14 protein-coding genes are annotated in these 14,030 nt (G+C 53.5%); 9 read left to right on the top strand and 5 right to left on the bottom strand.

Annotated features, from left to right (window positions below):
• Positions 1-150: 150 nt before the first annotated feature.
• From WA318_RS14815 to WA318_RS14805, 3 genes are read left to right on the top strand one after another with little or no spacing between them, the layout of a single operon-like run.
• A complete protein-coding gene (locus WA318_RS14815; RefSeq protein ID WP_336082297.1) occupies positions 151-744 on the top strand; it encodes a hypothetical protein in 594 nt (197 codons plus the stop codon).
• 58 nt (positions 745-802) lie between these two features.
• Entirely contained in the window at positions 803-1,045 is a 243-nt protein-coding gene (locus WA318_RS14810; protein WP_336082295.1) for a type II toxin-antitoxin system CcdA family antitoxin, read from the top strand.
• Entirely contained in the window at positions 1,045-1,335 is a 291-nt protein-coding gene (locus WA318_RS14805; protein ID WP_336082293.1) for a CcdB family protein, read from the top strand. Before WA318_RS14810 ends, WA318_RS14805 begins: the two co-directional genes overlap by 1 nt.
• A gap of 3 nt (positions 1,336-1,338) precedes the next feature.
• Here WA318_RS14805 and WA318_RS14800 read toward each other — a convergent pair whose 3' ends face one another.
• On the bottom strand, positions 1,339-2,865 hold the full coding sequence (locus WA318_RS14800; protein WP_114099043.1) for a UbiD family decarboxylase: 1,527 nt from the start codon (positions 2,863-2,865) through the stop codon (positions 1,339-1,341).
• Positions 2,866-3,118: 253 nt separating this feature from the next.
• On the opposite strand from WA318_RS14800, the gene WA318_RS14795 reads away from it, so the two are divergent.
• From WA318_RS14795 to WA318_RS14785, 3 genes are all read left to right on the top strand, one after another.
• A complete protein-coding gene (locus WA318_RS14795; RefSeq protein WP_114099044.1) occupies positions 3,119-3,475 on the top strand; it encodes a DUF4170 domain-containing protein in 357 nt (118 codons plus the stop codon).
• Between the two features lie 17 nt (positions 3,476-3,492).
• The gene (locus tag WA318_RS14790; protein WP_336082290.1) at positions 3,493-4,266 is read left to right on the top strand and encodes a hypothetical protein; all 774 of its coding nucleotides are present in this window, start codon (positions 3,493-3,495) and stop codon (positions 4,264-4,266) included.
• A gap of 281 nt (positions 4,267-4,547) precedes the next feature.
• Entirely contained in the window at positions 4,548-6,245 is a 1,698-nt protein-coding gene (locus tag WA318_RS14785) for a methyl-accepting chemotaxis protein (RefSeq protein ID WP_336082288.1), read from the top strand.
• 7 nt (positions 6,246-6,252) lie between these two features.
• Here the strand turns inward: WA318_RS14785 and WA318_RS14780 are convergent, their stop codons facing one another.
• The 3 genes from WA318_RS14780 to ubiA all read right to left on the bottom strand — a co-directional run bounded on the left by WA318_RS14780 (position 6,253) and on the right by ubiA (position 9,868).
• Positions 6,253-6,969, bottom strand: a complete 717-nt coding sequence (locus WA318_RS14780) for a class I SAM-dependent methyltransferase (protein ID WP_336082286.1) — start codon at positions 6,967-6,969, stop codon at positions 6,253-6,255.
• Between the two features lie 70 nt (positions 6,970-7,039).
• Positions 7,040-8,836, bottom strand: coding sequence for a cation:proton antiporter (locus tag WA318_RS14775; RefSeq protein WP_336082284.1), 1,797 nt, complete (start codon positions 8,834-8,836; stop codon positions 7,040-7,042).
• 78 nt (positions 8,837-8,914) lie between these two features.
• A complete protein-coding gene (gene ubiA / locus WA318_RS14770) occupies positions 8,915-9,868 on the bottom strand; it encodes a 4-hydroxybenzoate octaprenyltransferase (RefSeq protein ID WP_336082281.1) in 954 nt (317 codons plus the stop codon).
• A gap of 60 nt (positions 9,869-9,928) precedes the next feature.
• On the opposite strand from ubiA, the gene WA318_RS14765 reads away from it, so the two are divergent.
• From WA318_RS14765 to WA318_RS14755, 3 genes are all read left to right on the top strand, one after another.
• Complete coding sequence (locus WA318_RS14765) at positions 9,929-10,729, top strand: 16S rRNA (uracil(1498)-N(3))-methyltransferase (RefSeq protein WP_336082279.1); 801 nt, start codon at positions 9,929-9,931, stop codon at positions 10,727-10,729.
• Between the two features lie 12 nt (positions 10,730-10,741).
• Positions 10,742-12,112, top strand: coding sequence for a glutamate--cysteine ligase (locus WA318_RS14760; protein ID WP_336082277.1), 1,371 nt, complete (start codon positions 10,742-10,744; stop codon positions 12,110-12,112).
• Positions 12,113-12,195: 83 nt separating this feature from the next.
• Entirely contained in the window at positions 12,196-12,504 is a 309-nt protein-coding gene (locus tag WA318_RS14755) for a chorismate mutase (protein WP_114098946.1), read from the top strand.
• Here the strand turns inward: WA318_RS14755 and glpD are convergent.
• On the bottom strand, positions 12,492-14,030 hold the full coding sequence (glpD, locus tag WA318_RS14750; protein ID WP_336082274.1) for a glycerol-3-phosphate dehydrogenase: 1,539 nt from the start codon (positions 14,028-14,030) through the stop codon (positions 12,492-12,494). The two genes, WA318_RS14755 and glpD, sit on opposite strands and share 13 nt — an antisense overlap.

The following is a 14,030-nucleotide window of genomic DNA, read 5'->3' as shown; positions in this document are numbered from 1 at the left end:
AAAGCTGGTTTTGGCCTAAAATTCCTGCCTTGTTTCAGAGGTGGCAGGACGAGGGCCGAATGGCAAGGCCCGGTCAATGACAGATTTCAAACGGCTTTCTGTTATAGTTAAACAAACAAGTGCTACTGGTGCCAGATAAACGGGAACGCGATGAACAAGCAGAAAATTCTTTCCGGGCTTAGTGTGGCTTGCCTGATTGGATTGCTCAGCCCTGCATTCGCAGATGACAGTAAGACTGTCATGAAAGGCTGGGATGAAAATGGTGTATGGGAGCTGAATGCGAATGGTGAAACCGATCCGGTTTCAAGCGCACAGTTTTATTCCGAGATGCGCTGGCAGGGCGGGAAATATGCCCGAAATTATCGCCATCAGATGCTGACCGGTGATTTTACCTGTGACGGCGTGCTTGATCGCATCGCCGGTTGGGTTGACCTTGATAACCCTGATGGCCCGTTTTTCGCACTGTTGTTTGTGACCAACCATGGTGCCAAAGACCACAGTGAGATCCGTTACATTCCGTTCAAGCAGTCCGAGCAGTTTGCCCTTTGTGTCTTTGATGAAACGGCACCACCGGTGCTGAGCTGGCAGGAAAACAGCACTGAATACATGGCCGGAGTTATGGGGGATGCGGATATGTGCAATTTCGCCATCCGCGTTGATGATTTCATGTGTGATGCGCCGCAGTTTTTCTATTCCGAAAAGCCCGATGAAGATGGCAATCACTGGATGTTCTTCAGAAATTGAGCTTGGCGTCGTTTTCTGATAAAGTATGCGCATAAATATGCACATGGAGCTTGCGTAAATGACTGCAGATGTCAAAGCCAAGCAGCGCAAGCCGACAAATGTCAGTCTTGATGCTGAATTGTTGCAAGAGGCCAAAAAACTCGGGATCAACATTTCGCGCTCGGCTGAGTCGGGTTTGCGCGATGCGATTTCGATGAAGCGGGCTGAACTCTGGAAAGAGCAAAATAAGGCAGCCCTTGAAGCCAGCAACAGCTATGTCGTGAAAAACGGCATACCATTGGCCAAACATCGGAAATTCTGATGGCCAAGGGGGATATTTGCCGTTTCGAGGATGGCTATGTCGTCGATGTGCAGTCGGATCTGCTTTCTGATTTGCAGACACGGATTGTCGTGCCCCTGAAGCCAATCGCCGAATATGCCTTGCCAGCCGAGCGGCTAAATCCTGTAGTTCGGATAAGCGGCGATAACTGGGTTTTGCTGCCGCAGTTTATCGCGACGGTTGGTCGATCAGAAATCGGTGATAAGGTTGGTGAGTTCGAAGATAGTTTCGTCCTCACCAACGCACTCGATATGGTCTTTCACGGCTTTTAGCGATCAGTCCCGCCAAATCTTCTTGCCTGATCCGGGAAGGCCATAGCGTTCCCATTTCTGATCCACCCGGTCGATAATCTCGTCATCCATATAGATTTTTTCACCCCATTCCCGGTTGGTTTCGCCCGGGAACTTGTTGGTGGCATCAAGGCCAAGCTTGCCGCCAAGGCCGCTGACCGGGGATGCGAAATCAAGATAATCAATCGGGGTGTCGGTCACCGTGGTGATGTCACGTACCGGGTCCATGCGGGTTGATATCGCCCACATCACGTCTTTCCAGTCGCGCACATCAATGTCGTCATCCACAACAATGACGAATTTGGTGTACATGAACTGACGCAGGAATGACCAAACACCCATCATCACGCGCTTGGCGTGACCGGCATAGGCCTTTTTCATCGACACCACGGCAATGCGATAGCTGCATCCTTCGGGTGGCAGCCAGAAATCAACGATTTCCGGGAATTGCTGTTGCAGAAGCGGCACGAACACGTCGTTGAGTGCCTCGCCCAGAACTGACGGTTCATCTGGCGGACGACCGGTAAAGGTCGACAGATAGATCGGGTCCTTGCGCATGGTTATGGCGGTGATGGTAAAGACCGGGAAATCCTCGACCGAGTTATAATAACCGGTGTGATCGCCGTATGGCCCTTCGGGTGCATATTCGTCGAGCGAGACATAGCCTTCAAGCACGATCTCGGCCGTTGCCGGAACCTTGAGCGGGACGGTCTTGCAATCAACCAGCTCGACCTTTTCGCCGCGCAGAAGACCGGCGAACTGATATTCCGAAAGGGTATCGGGAACCGGGGTCACAGCGGCAAGGATGGTGCCCGGATCAGCACCGAGAACAATCGCGGCTGGAAGCGGATCACGCTTTTCCTTTTTCCAGCGCGCATGATGCTGCGCCCCGCCGCGATGTTTCAGCCAGCGCATGATCGCCTTGTTCTTGCCAAGCACCTGCATGCGATAGATGCCAAGGTTAAAGACATCACGCTTGTCACCACCTTTTTCACCTGCGGTCGGGCCCTGGGTCACCACCAGTGGCCAGGTAATCAGCGGGGCGGGTTCGCCCGGCCAGCAGGACTGCACCGGAATTTTCGACAGATCAATGTCATCACCCTGAAGAACGACTTCCTGACACGGTGCCTTGGAAACCGTTTTGGGTTTCATCGCCATGACGGTCTTGGCCAGTGGCAGCATCGAAAATGCTTCGCGGATGCTTGCGGGTGGTTCGGGCTGTTTGAGGAAGGCTAGCGTTTCACCGACTTCGCGCAGTTCTTCGGGTTTGCGGTTCATGCCTGCCGCCACCCGGTCAACCGTGCCAAACAGATTGACCAGAACCGGCATGTCATATTTTTTGCCGTCATCTCCGACGACATTTTCAAACAGAACCGCCGGGCCACCTTCGGCCAGAAGACGGGTCTGGATTTCCGTCATTTCAAGATTGGGGGATACCGGTTCGGTGACACGGACAAGACGGCCGGTCTTTTCCAGCGCATCCATGAAGTCACGAAGGGATTGATAGGGCATGGCACCTGTCATCTGCAAAGCTTTGAAACCTGATTGTCTTCATACGCGTGGACGCGGGCTTGGACAACCTTGCTGTTGTCAAATACGCTATTTGTAAGTGGGCCGATCGCTTCCTACATGAAACCGGGATGCTGCGTTGCATAATTTTGCGGTTTTGGTTGACGCATCATTTGGTTATACATGGGCTAGAATTGAGTCGCGTGGCCCACAACGCGCGGCATGGCAACTCACCAAAAGCATGAAGGACGCACAGATGGCCAAATATTGGGTTATCGGGGGCACCTATCAGGATACCGGTTTCGACAAGCCGATTGGCGAAGAAACCAAAGTTGGTCCGTTTGGCAGCTTCGAAGACGCAGAACAGGAATGGTCCAAGATGGCATGGCAGTCGGTGGATGACGCGAATTCGCGTTACCGCATCGAACGCCTTGAGGAATACTGGGTCGTTGGCGGTGAATATGAAAGCACCGACTTCGAAAAGCCGGTTGGCGGTTCCGAAGAACGCCATGGTCCGTTTGCCACCTTTGGCGATGCGGAAAAAGCATGGTCGAAACTGGCCTGGCAGCATGTTGATGACTGCAACTTCCGTTACCGTGTCGTTGAAGGCTAAGCCGGATCGACCGAACCATGTTTTCGATTTCTGACGCGCGGGTTGTTACCGACCCCGTATTACGCGAACAGATCGAACGGCATCCACGCGCGCAGGAACTCCTGCGCGCGTTTTTGTATCCCTATGCCGCACCCGATCATGACTTTCTGTTTGAGGGCGGGATAACCCGGCCTCTGACAGGAAACGAGGTCAGTGCGCAGATAGCCGGTCGCATACCCGTTCTGGCCGTCGGGTCAAACCGGGCACCGGTGCAACTGGCACGGAAATTCACCCACCAAAATCTTTCAGATGTCATTCCGGTAACGCTTGGCTGGATGAAACATCACGATATTGTCTATTCGACTCATATCACCGGTTACGGTGCCATTCCCGCAACTTTGGCCCCGTCACCGGGGACGCGTGTCCGTATTGCGGTTACCTGGCTTACCCCGGCGCAACTGAGCCACATGCATCTGACCGAGTCAGTTCCAGCCCATTATCAGTATCTGCAACTTCATGGTCGGGATATTGATCTTGATTGCGGATCAGGCCCTGAACATGTCGGTATATATCAGTCATCATCAGGGTATCTTTTCGCCGATGGTCGTGTTTTTGCCCTGTCGTCAATTCGTGCGACAGGTCGACGGTATCGGGCATCTAGCCAATGGGAAATGATGGAACATGCTGCGCAGTGTGCAGGCCAGGTTTTGCGCGCTGAATTCGTGCTCAGACTGATAGATGATCCCCGGTTCAGAACAGACATTCGCGACCGCTTTATCCCAAAACAGTCTTCACTCTGTAATCCTCACTAGTCTACCCCTATATATACTTCAGAAGCATGTTTTGACATTTGGAATTGTGTCAAAGTTGGGGGTAATATCATAAAAATCAGATACTTAAGTGAAATGTACAAAGCCGTCATCAGAACGGTAAATTCAACCGATAGATTTGAGAACGATCAGTTGGATTGAATCTTCGCACGGTATTGGAATTGCGAAGCGGTACCAGATTTTGGGTGAGATTGTTGGGAGAATTTCGGTGTTGTGTTGCGCGAGCGTGTTTTCACGTTTCGTGACCTAGGGAGACTGCATACATGTTCGGTTCGGGTTCGGGTGACAGCCATATTGTAAAGGCGATCAAACAATCGCAGGGTACGATCGAGTTTTCGCTTGATGGTCAAATAATCGATGCAAATCAGAACTTTCTGACATTGATGGGATATGAGCTTTCGGAAGTGCGTGGCAAACATCACAGCATGTTTGTCGATCAGGAATTCTCCCGAAGTGCCGAATATGCGCAATTTTGGGAACGGCTTAAAGGCGGTGAATCCTTTACAGCCGAGTTTCAGCGATTTGGCAAAGGCGGCAAGGAAGTCTGGATTCAGGCGACCTACAATTCCGTGCTGGGGGCCAACGGCAAGCCCTACAAGGTTTTCAAAATCGCGAGTGACATTACTGAACGCAAGCTTAAGGCAGCCGACTATGCCGGACAAATTGCCGCGATCAGCAAATCACAGGCGGTTATCGAATTTGATCTGAATGGCAACATTCTTGATGCGAACGAGAACTTTCTGTCCACGATGGGCTATCAGCTTTCGGAAATTCAGGGCAAGCATCACCGGATATTTGTCGATAAGGACTACGCCGACAGTCAGGAATACCGAGATTTCTGGAAGCAGCTTGCGACAGGAAAGCACCTTGCAGCCGAATATCAGCGCTATGGCAAAGGTGGCAAGGAAGTCTGGATTCAGGCCAGCTACAATCCGATCCTTGATATGGCGGGGCGGCCTTTCAAGGTCGTCAAATACGCGACCGACATCACTGCCCAAAAGCTTCAGGCGGCGAATTTTGCCGGTCAGATAGAGGCAATCCATAAATCACAGGCCGTGATTTCATTTGAAATGGACGGAACCATTCGCAACGCGAACGCCAATTTCCTAGCTGCGATGGGATATAGCTTTGATGAAGTTATTGGCAAACATCACAGCATGTTCATTGATCCCGCAGAGGCGCAAAGTTCCGAATATAAGGAATTCTGGGATTCTCTTCGCCGGGGCGAACACAAGGTCGCCGAATTCCGCCGACTGGGCAAGGGCGGTCGCGAAGTCTGGATTCAGGCAAGCTACAACCCGGTTGTCGACATGAATGGCCGTCCGATCAAGGTGGTGAAATATGCCACGGATATTACCAAGCAAATTCTTGCCCGTCGCAAAGCCAAGCAACTGGCCGAAGGATCAAGCACCAGTGCCGAGGCCGTCGCCAGCGCATCCGAGGAAATGTTGGCGGCCATTCAGGAAATCAGTGAAAGCATGCATCGCTCGCAAATTGCGATGAACGATATTGTTGCAAAAACCGAAGAAGCGAACGAGGTTCGCGCCGATCTTGAAACAACGTCTGAATCAATGGCCGGTGTTGTGCAAATCATTCGTGACCTTGCCGAGCAGGTGAACCTTCTTGCACTTAATGCAACAATCGAGGCCGCGCGTGCCGGTGAAGCAGGCAAGGGCTTTGCGGTGGTTGCTGGCGAGGTGAAAAACCTTGCCAACCAGACAGCCAAGGCAACCGACGAAATCGAAACGCAGATCGAAGCGATGATGGACATTACCAAGCGGGTGGTGGCATCCACTGCGGGTATTTCAACATCTGCGGAATCAGTGAGTGGCTATGTCGATTCAATTGCATCCGCAGTTGAGGAACAGACAAGCGTCACACAGGATATTTCGAAAAACATTCAGTTTGTCTTTAACGGCATTTCCGAACTGAATGACTGTGTAAAAAGCATCGCAAGCTGATCACGGTTTAAGCCATATTTTCCCGGTCTGGCAGGAGCTGCCAGATCCGGGTGAATTTTGTATCGGTATCCTCGACCGCAACATCGACGGGAACGTCATAGGTTTCGAGTTCGTCGATATTATGGGTCGGGGCATAGGTCCGGCCCGGATCAGCAAGGATAACACGGGTGCCAAGGCGCGCCTCGGCCATCAGCCATTGCAGAACGGCATTGGCCATGTCCTGCTGATAACAGACGTCACCGGCAAAAATCACGTCCCAGCGCTTTTCTGGTGCACTGGTGCCCACGAAGTTCTCGGTCGTGGTCGGGAAGTCGACCCCGTTGCGCTTTGCATTGAGCCGGGTCGCGGTAATCGCGACCGGATCAATATCATTTGCCAGTATCTCGGCAGCCTCGGCCATCACACAGGCAATGGCCTGCATCCCGCCACCGCAGGCAAAATCCAGCACCCGTTTGCCGCGCACCAGTTCCGGGTGATCAAGGATATAGCGCGTGATTGCCTGACCGCCGGGCCATGCAAAAGCCCAGTAGGGGGGCGGAATATCAAGCACACCAAGAATATCCTCGGTGGCTTGCCAAAGCGGGGTGATATGGGTCGCCAGATACATCTCGATTTCCGGCGCCAGCGGCACGCGTGCCGGTACGGTAAAAGTCTCGATCAGATCGGCAAATTGCGGATCGTCGACTTCCGGAACCAGGGCATCAGCAAAGATGTTTTCGGTCATGAATTGGCTACTTTGACGGTGATCATGTGCGGGAAGTACCGGCTTTGCTGCAATTGAGCAAGGTCGATTATCAAGCGGCCTCTGTTTCGGTCTTGCCAAGATACAAGATCACATCGCGCGATTTGGCTTTGGGGACATCCGGACCGATAAACAGCTGATTGCCGCGCACCATCGCCAAAATGATCGGGGATTCGTCATGCAGGTCGGTGAATGCATCCCAGCCAAATTCATCGGTCAGTCTGGTTTGACGAACGGAAACCCCGTTACGATAGTCACGGCGGATATCGTCCGTGGTCAGGGGATTGGAAAACAACTGTAATCCGCCAAGCGTCTGGCTGGCTTTGTGGCGACTGCGATCATCCGGGCCGCGATGCAGTCCGGTCTGAAAGACCGAGCGTCGCCCGAATTCGGGGGCGAAATCGGTGCAGACCAGTGTGTTATAGGCATCATTGTCGGTTGCCGCGATCAGTTTACCCAATCCGGTCGTGTCAAGGTGATGCTCGAATACTTCAGACAGGACTTCTCCGTAAAATGTCGTCAATCCGGCCTCGCGGGCCGGGCGCAGTGCATGCCAGCGGGAATCGGTAATGACAACCGGGATTTCAAGTTCATGCAGCCGGGTTGCCAGATCAATCGTCCATTGATGGGCACCAACAATCAGGACACCGGGCGGACCTTTAAGGGCAAGGTCGAGGTGACGGGCAAGCGGCCGGATCGAAAAACCATGCAGAAGAACCGTGGAAAAGACCATTGCAAAGGCAAGCGGGATCAGGAGTTTGCCATCTTCATGTCCCAGATGGACAAGTTCGCGTCCAAACAGGCCTGAAACCGCGACGGCAACAATCCCGCGCGGCGCAATCCAGCTCACCAGCAAACGTTCGCGCCATGCAATCTTTGAAAAGCTGAGCGCGCCCAGAATTGAAACCGGGCGCACAATGAACAGCATGGCAAGGACAAACAACCCGTGGCCCCAGGTCAGTTCCTCGATCATTGACCATTTCAGGATGGCGGTCAGAATGATGAAGACACTTGAAACCAGTATGACGGTCAGGGTTTCCTTGAAACGGCGAATTTCGTCAATCGCCATCAGATGGGCATTGCCGATAACAAGACCCAGAACAGTCACGGCAAGAAGCCCGGTTTCATCCTGAACGAAATTTGCCCCGGCAAATGACGTCAGCAACACGCCAAGAACCAGCGGGGCCTTGAGAAATTCGGGTATCCAGCCACGACGAAATACCTGCACGGTCATAAAACCGGCAGCAAGACCGATAACAATTGCAATCAGGATGGTAAAGGCCAGATGGCCAATGACGCCGCCCAGTCCGTTGCCCCGTTCAACCGCGACAATGACCTCATAGGCCAAGACGGCAAACAGGGCGCCAATCGGGTCATTGACGATGCCTTCCCATTTCAAAAGCGTACCGGGATGTTTTGATAACCGGGCGTGACGTAACAGGGGCGCTATGACAGTCGGGCCCGTTACAATCATGATCCCGCCAAACAAGACCGCCACCGGCCAGCTCAGCCCGGCAAGATAGTGGGCCGCTGTCGCACCAAGCAGCCATGCCAGAAGGGGAGCAAATGTTGTCAGACGCAAAATGCCGCTGACGCTTTGGCGCAATTCCCGGAAATCAAGCGCAAGCCCGCCTTCAAATAAAATGACGGCTACTGCAATCGAAATCAAAGGCGGCAAAAGCGGGCCAAAATCCGTTACCGGGTCAAGCAACCCGGTTCCCGGGCCCAGAACAAGGCCCAATACGGATAACACGACAATGGCGGGTATCCCGGCCCGCCAGGCGAACCATTGGGCACCAACCCCGGCAAGGATCAGACCGGCGATCATCAAGGCAAGCATTGCGGCCATAAATGTGCCCTTGTAATTGTCGTGACATCAGACAGATGGTGTGCGTATTCAAAAAACACAGCCCCGATCTGAAACTTGTCAGGCAAGCGCGATCAGATGCGACATGACAATGGCGCCAAGCACCAGCAATCCATAATCCCGGTTCGATTTAAAACGTCGCAGGCAATTGGCCGCGTCGTCAAGCTTGACGGTTGCGACTTGCCAGCCCAGATGAATGCCTGCAAGACCGAGTAACACGAAATAGGACCAGTGCAAATCGGCCAGCATGCCCGAAATGCCAAGCAGCAATGTGGTCAGGGTATAAAAGCCCATTGTCCATTTCGGGGTCGCGTCCCCCAGACGCAGGGCAAGGGATTTCAACCCGATCTTGGCATCATCATCCTTGTCCTGATGGGCATAGATGGTGTCATAGCCAAGCGTCCAGAAGAAGCCCGCCGCATACATGGCAATTGCCGCTGGTGTGACTGTTCCGGTGACGGCCGCCCATCCGACAAGCGCGCCCCAGTTAAAGGCAAGTCCAAGGACCGATTGCGGCCAATAGGTGAACCGCTTCATGAACGGATAAACAACAATGATTGGGATCGAACAGATACCGACAACGATCGCCTCAATCCGGAACTGCACCAGAATGGCCAGACCCAGAAGCATCATGCAGCCAAGGAACAGCAATGCCTGCCATACCTTGACCTGACCGCTGGGCAAGGGACGGGTGATGGTGCGTTCGACCTTGCCATCGAAATTACGATCGGCAAGGTCATTGATCACACATCCAGCCCCGCGCATGATCAGTGCCCCAACGCCAAACAGGGCCATCATGATGACGATTTGCTTGGCGGTAATGCCGTCTGTAATGCCACCGGCCATCGCAGTTGACCACCAGCAAGGCAAAAGCAGCAACCATGTGCCAATAGGTCGATCAAGACGCAGCAGCTTCAAATACGGGCGAACGGGTTCAGGCACGTAACGGTCAATCCAGCCATCTGCCGGCATGTCGTTTTTGGTACTCTGTATTGGTTGGTTGACCTGTGTCATAATTGGCCTATCTAACAAAAAACTTTTTCAAGTCGCCGTAGAACGGCTTTGGGGACCTACATGACCGCAGATGCCACCCGCGCCCGTCAGCGCCTTTTCGTCCATGATCCTATCACGGCCGGTTGCGAGATCGAACTTGCTCCTGAACAGTCTCATTACCTTGAACATGTGATGCGTCTCAAGCCCGGAACGCCTGTTAAAGTTTTTAATGGGCGCGATGGCGAGTGGCTAGGCACGATCAGCGAGCTTCGCAAAAAGAAGGGGCGCATCACCGCCGGGACGCAGTTACGCGAACAGGGCACCGAGGCCGGACCGACTCTTGTTTTCGCGCCGATCAAAAAACAGCGCCTTGATTTCCTGATTGAAAAGGCAGTCGAGCTTGGTGTTGGAAAACTTCAACCGGTCATTACCCAGCACGGTATCACCGACAAGGTGCGGCTGGATCGTTTGCAGGCACAGGTCATCGAGGCCGCCGAACAGTGCGAGCGCCTGACTGTGCCTGAAATTGCCGAGCCGGTACGTCTTCTCGACTGGGTCGCAAATGGTGCCGAAGATCACCATTTGCTGTTCTGTGACGAGACGGGATCGGGGTCACCAATTGGTGAAGTGTTAAGTCAGCTATTGGCAAAGGGCGCTGGCTCGGTTATCGACAATATCAATGTTGTTAACCATGCACTCGTGATTGGACCCGAAGGCGGCTTTAGCGCCGACGAACTTGAACGTATCCGCAAACAGCCTTTTGCAACGCCTGTCAGTCTCGGCCCACGTATCCTTCGGGCGGAGACAGCGGCAATTGCTGCATTGACGGTATTTCAGGATCGCATCGGCGATTGGTCACACCGACCAGTTGCGAGAGATTAGGGGAAGCCCTTTATGACTGTCAGCGCCTCCACTGGTGACAGCCCGGTTATTGAAAGCCGGCGTCAGCTTATCGAATGGTTTGAGTCCGGTTCCAAACCGAAAAGTGACTGGGCCATCGGCACCGAACACGAAAAATTCGCCTTCACCCGCGATGACCTTCGCCCGATCCCCTATGAAGGGGAACGGGGTGTTAAAACCCTTTTGAATGCCCTTGCCGAACGCTATGACTGGGAGCCGATCATCGAGAACGGCAATGTCATCGCACTGACCAAGGACAAATGTTCTGTATCGCTTGAACCGGGCGGTCAGATCGAACTGTCGGGTGCCCCGCTTAAAAACATTCACCAGACCTGTGGTGAAGTGCATACCCATCTTCATGAACTGCGCGAAATTTGCGGTGATCTTGGCATCGATATGCTTGGTGTCGGTCATCAGCCGAAATGGGCGCGTGAAGACATTCCGTGGATGCCCAAGGGGCGTTACGGGATCATGCGCGAATATATGCCCAAGGTTGGCAATCTTGGCCTTGATATGATGCTTCGGACCTCGACCATCCAGGTCAATCTGGATTTCAGTTCCGAGGTCGACATGGTCAAGAAATTCAGGACCTCGCTTGCGCTTCAGCCGGTTGCGACTGCATTGTTTGCGGCATCACCGTTTGTTGACGGCAAGCCAAGCGGTTTCCTGTCATCACGGTCAAACGTCTGGACCGATACCGATCCGGATCGGTGCGGTATGTTGCCGTTCGTGTTCGAGGACAGTTTCGGCTTTGAACGCTATGTCGACTATATGCTTGATGTGCCGATGTATTTTGTTTATCGCGATGGCAAATACATCAATGCTGCGGGCAAGTCGTTCCGTGACTTCATGGATGGCAAGCTTGATGTGCTTCCGGGGGAACGCCCGACCATGAATGACTGGTCGGACCATATGACAACCGCCTTCCCCGAAGTACGCCTTAAGAAGTTCCTTGAAATGCGCGGGGCTGACGGTGGTCCGTGGAAACGCATCTGTGCGTTGCCGGCCCTTTGGGTCGGGTTGCTATATGATGATGCGGCCCTTGATGCAGCATGGGATCTGGTCAAGGATCTGTCGGTTGAGGAACGCGAAGCCCTTCGCAATGATGTTCCGCGTACGGCACTGGCCACCAAATTCAAGAATGGCACCGTTCAGGATCTGGCGAAGGACGTCCTTGCTGTTTCCAAACAGGGCCTTCATGCACGTGGTCGTATGGATGGCTATGGCGATGACGAAACCCATTTCCTCGAAAGCCTTGAAGATGTGGCGGAAAGTGGTCGTACGCTTGCCGAAGAGTTTCTTGATAAATATGAAACCGAATGGAACGGTTCGGTCGATCCGGTCTTTAAGGAATATGCCTATTAAGGCGTTCCCGATATCGGCAATAAGGGCAGTGGTAACACTGCCCTTATTTGTTTGTGCATTCGAATGAAAGAAGGTTCCTGAATATGAGCGTTAAGGCCAATCATTGCGAAACCATGTCCGAGGTTCGTGCCAATGTGGACCGGATTGACCGGCTGCTTGTGGCGCTGATGGCTGAAAGGCTTAATTACATAGAACAGGCAGCACGCATCAAACCGTCACGCGATGCGGTCCGTGACGAGGACCGCATCGAGGACGTGATCACCAAGGTCAAAGCCCAATGCGAAATTGACGGCTTTGACAAGGATATGGCTGAACGGATGTGGCGGGCGATGATGGAAGATTTCATCGCCCACGAGTTCGTCAAATGGGACGGATTGCGTCAACCGGCCTGACGGGATGATTGTGCAGCCTGACCAAGCCGGGCTTGGGCGGCAAACCAGTGATGGACAGCATCGACCTGATCAGGCTGCATCCCGAGACCAAGCTTGGTTCTACGCCACAGAACATCTTCTGCGTCACAGGCCCATTCATTGGCAATCAGGTAGTGCAGTTCAGCTTCATACAGGTTTGGGGCAACCTCTTGGCCCAATTGAGCCATTGACGTGGCGTGACCCAAAATTGTTCGGGTTGCCGTGCCATAGCAACGCGCCAGACGATCAAGCAATGCCGGTGTTACCCAGTCAAACCGGGTCTTGAGATCGGCAACAAAGCGATTGTAATCGCCGTTCGGCATATCGCCGCCCGGAAGTGTGGCATTTGCCGTCCAGTCCGGTGACTTGTTGCCCAGAACGGGGCAAAGTTTCTGCATGGCATGTTCGGCAAGCCTGCGATAGGTCGTGATCTTGCCGCCATAGATCGACAGGATCGCCGGGGCATTACCGGCAGAGCCGGTATCAAGATCAAACACGTAATCACGGGTCACTGCCGATGCATTGGCATTCTTGTCGTCATAAAGTGGACGAACACCGGAATAATCCCAAACCACGTCATCCCGACACAGCGGCTTTGCCAGATAGCCATTGACCAGTTCGAGCAGGTAATCAATTTCCTGATCACTGATTTTGACTTCGGACGGATCGCCTTTATAGGGAACATCCGTGGTGCCGATCAGGCTGTAATCACGCTGATAGGGAATGGCAAAGGCAATGCGCCCGTCGTCATTCTGGAAAATATAGCAGTGATCATGGTCATGGATACGCGGCACGATGATGTGACTGCCCTTGACCAGTCGAAGACCGGCGGCCTTGTCGCCAAGTCCGGCATTCTCGACCATCCGGGTGACCCATGGTCCGGCCGCATTGACAACCGAACGCGCCTTGACGGTGCGCGTTGATCCGGCTGCGTCAATCAGTTCAGCGTCCCAGTAATCAATCTCGCGGACCAGATTGGCACACCGGGTTCGTGTGCAGATTTCAGCACCCCGTGTCTTGGCATCCTGCGCGTTCAAAACCACCAGACGGGCATCATCGACCCAGCAATCCGAATAGGAAAAGGCGCGTGTGAATTGTGCCTTTAACGGATTGCCTTCCGGTGTGCCCGCAAGGCTGAGCGCCTTTGACCCCGGCAGGCGTTTGCGTTTGGCCAGATGGTCATACAAAAACAGACCGGCACGCAGCATCCATTGCGGACGCAGGCCCTTGTGATGGGGCAGGACAAATGTCAGGGGCCAGATGATGTGCGGGGCTGCGGCAAGAAGAACTTCACGTTCCTGAAGGGCTTCACGCACCAGCCGGAATTCGTAATGTTCAAGATAGCGAAGGCCGCCATGGATCAGCTTGGTCGAAGAGGAAGAGGTGGCCGAGGCAAGGTCGCGCTGTTCGACCAGAAGAACAGAAAGTCCGCGACCGGCGGCATCACGGGCAATACCTGCGCCATTGATGCCGCCGCCTACGACCAGAAGGTCGTATGTCTTGTCCAC

Origin of the sequence: Thalassospira sp. CH_XMU1448-2, from assembly GCF_037027285.1 — a bacterium.
In the GTDB taxonomy this organism is placed as follows: domain Bacteria; phylum Pseudomonadota; class Alphaproteobacteria; order Rhodospirillales; family Thalassospiraceae; genus Thalassospira; species Thalassospira profundimaris_C.
This window is presented reverse-complemented; position numbering and strand designations above follow the sequence as displayed.

Bases quoted from the DNA above. Each gene is read 5' to 3' on its own strand.
- WA318_RS14800 (WP_114099043.1), bottom strand. From the start codon at position 2,865: ATGCCCTATCAATCCCTTCGTGACTTCATGGATGCGCTGGAAAAGACC.
- ubiA (WP_336082281.1), bottom strand. From the start codon at position 9,868: ATGACACAGGTCAACCAACCAATACAGAGTACCAAAAACGACATGCCG.
- WA318_RS14795 (WP_114099044.1), top strand. From the start codon at position 3,119: ATGGCCAAATATTGGGTTATCGGGGGCACCTATCAGGATACCGGTTTC.
- WA318_RS14785 (WP_336082288.1), top strand. From the start codon at position 4,548: ATGTTCGGTTCGGGTTCGGGTGACAGCCATATTGTAAAGGCGATCAAA.
- WA318_RS14765 (WP_336082279.1), top strand. From the start codon at position 9,929: ATGACCGCAGATGCCACCCGCGCCCGTCAGCGCCTTTTCGTCCATGAT.
- WA318_RS14815 (WP_336082297.1), top strand. From the start codon at position 151: ATGAACAAGCAGAAAATTCTTTCCGGGCTTAGTGTGGCTTGCCTGATT.
- WA318_RS14805 (WP_336082293.1), top strand. From the start codon at position 1,045: ATGGCCAAGGGGGATATTTGCCGTTTCGAGGATGGCTATGTCGTCGAT.
- WA318_RS14775 (WP_336082284.1), bottom strand. From the start codon at position 8,836: ATGGCCGCAATGCTTGCCTTGATGATCGCCGGTCTGATCCTTGCCGGG.
- WA318_RS14810 (WP_336082295.1), top strand. From the start codon at position 803: ATGACTGCAGATGTCAAAGCCAAGCAGCGCAAGCCGACAAATGTCAGT.
- WA318_RS14760 (WP_336082277.1), top strand. From the start codon at position 10,742: ATGACTGTCAGCGCCTCCACTGGTGACAGCCCGGTTATTGAAAGCCGG.
- WA318_RS14790 (WP_336082290.1), top strand. From the start codon at position 3,493: ATGTTTTCGATTTCTGACGCGCGGGTTGTTACCGACCCCGTATTACGC.
- WA318_RS14755 (WP_114098946.1), top strand. From the start codon at position 12,196: ATGAGCGTTAAGGCCAATCATTGCGAAACCATGTCCGAGGTTCGTGCC.
- WA318_RS14780 (WP_336082286.1), bottom strand. From the start codon at position 6,969: ATGACCGAAAACATCTTTGCTGATGCCCTGGTTCCGGAAGTCGACGAT.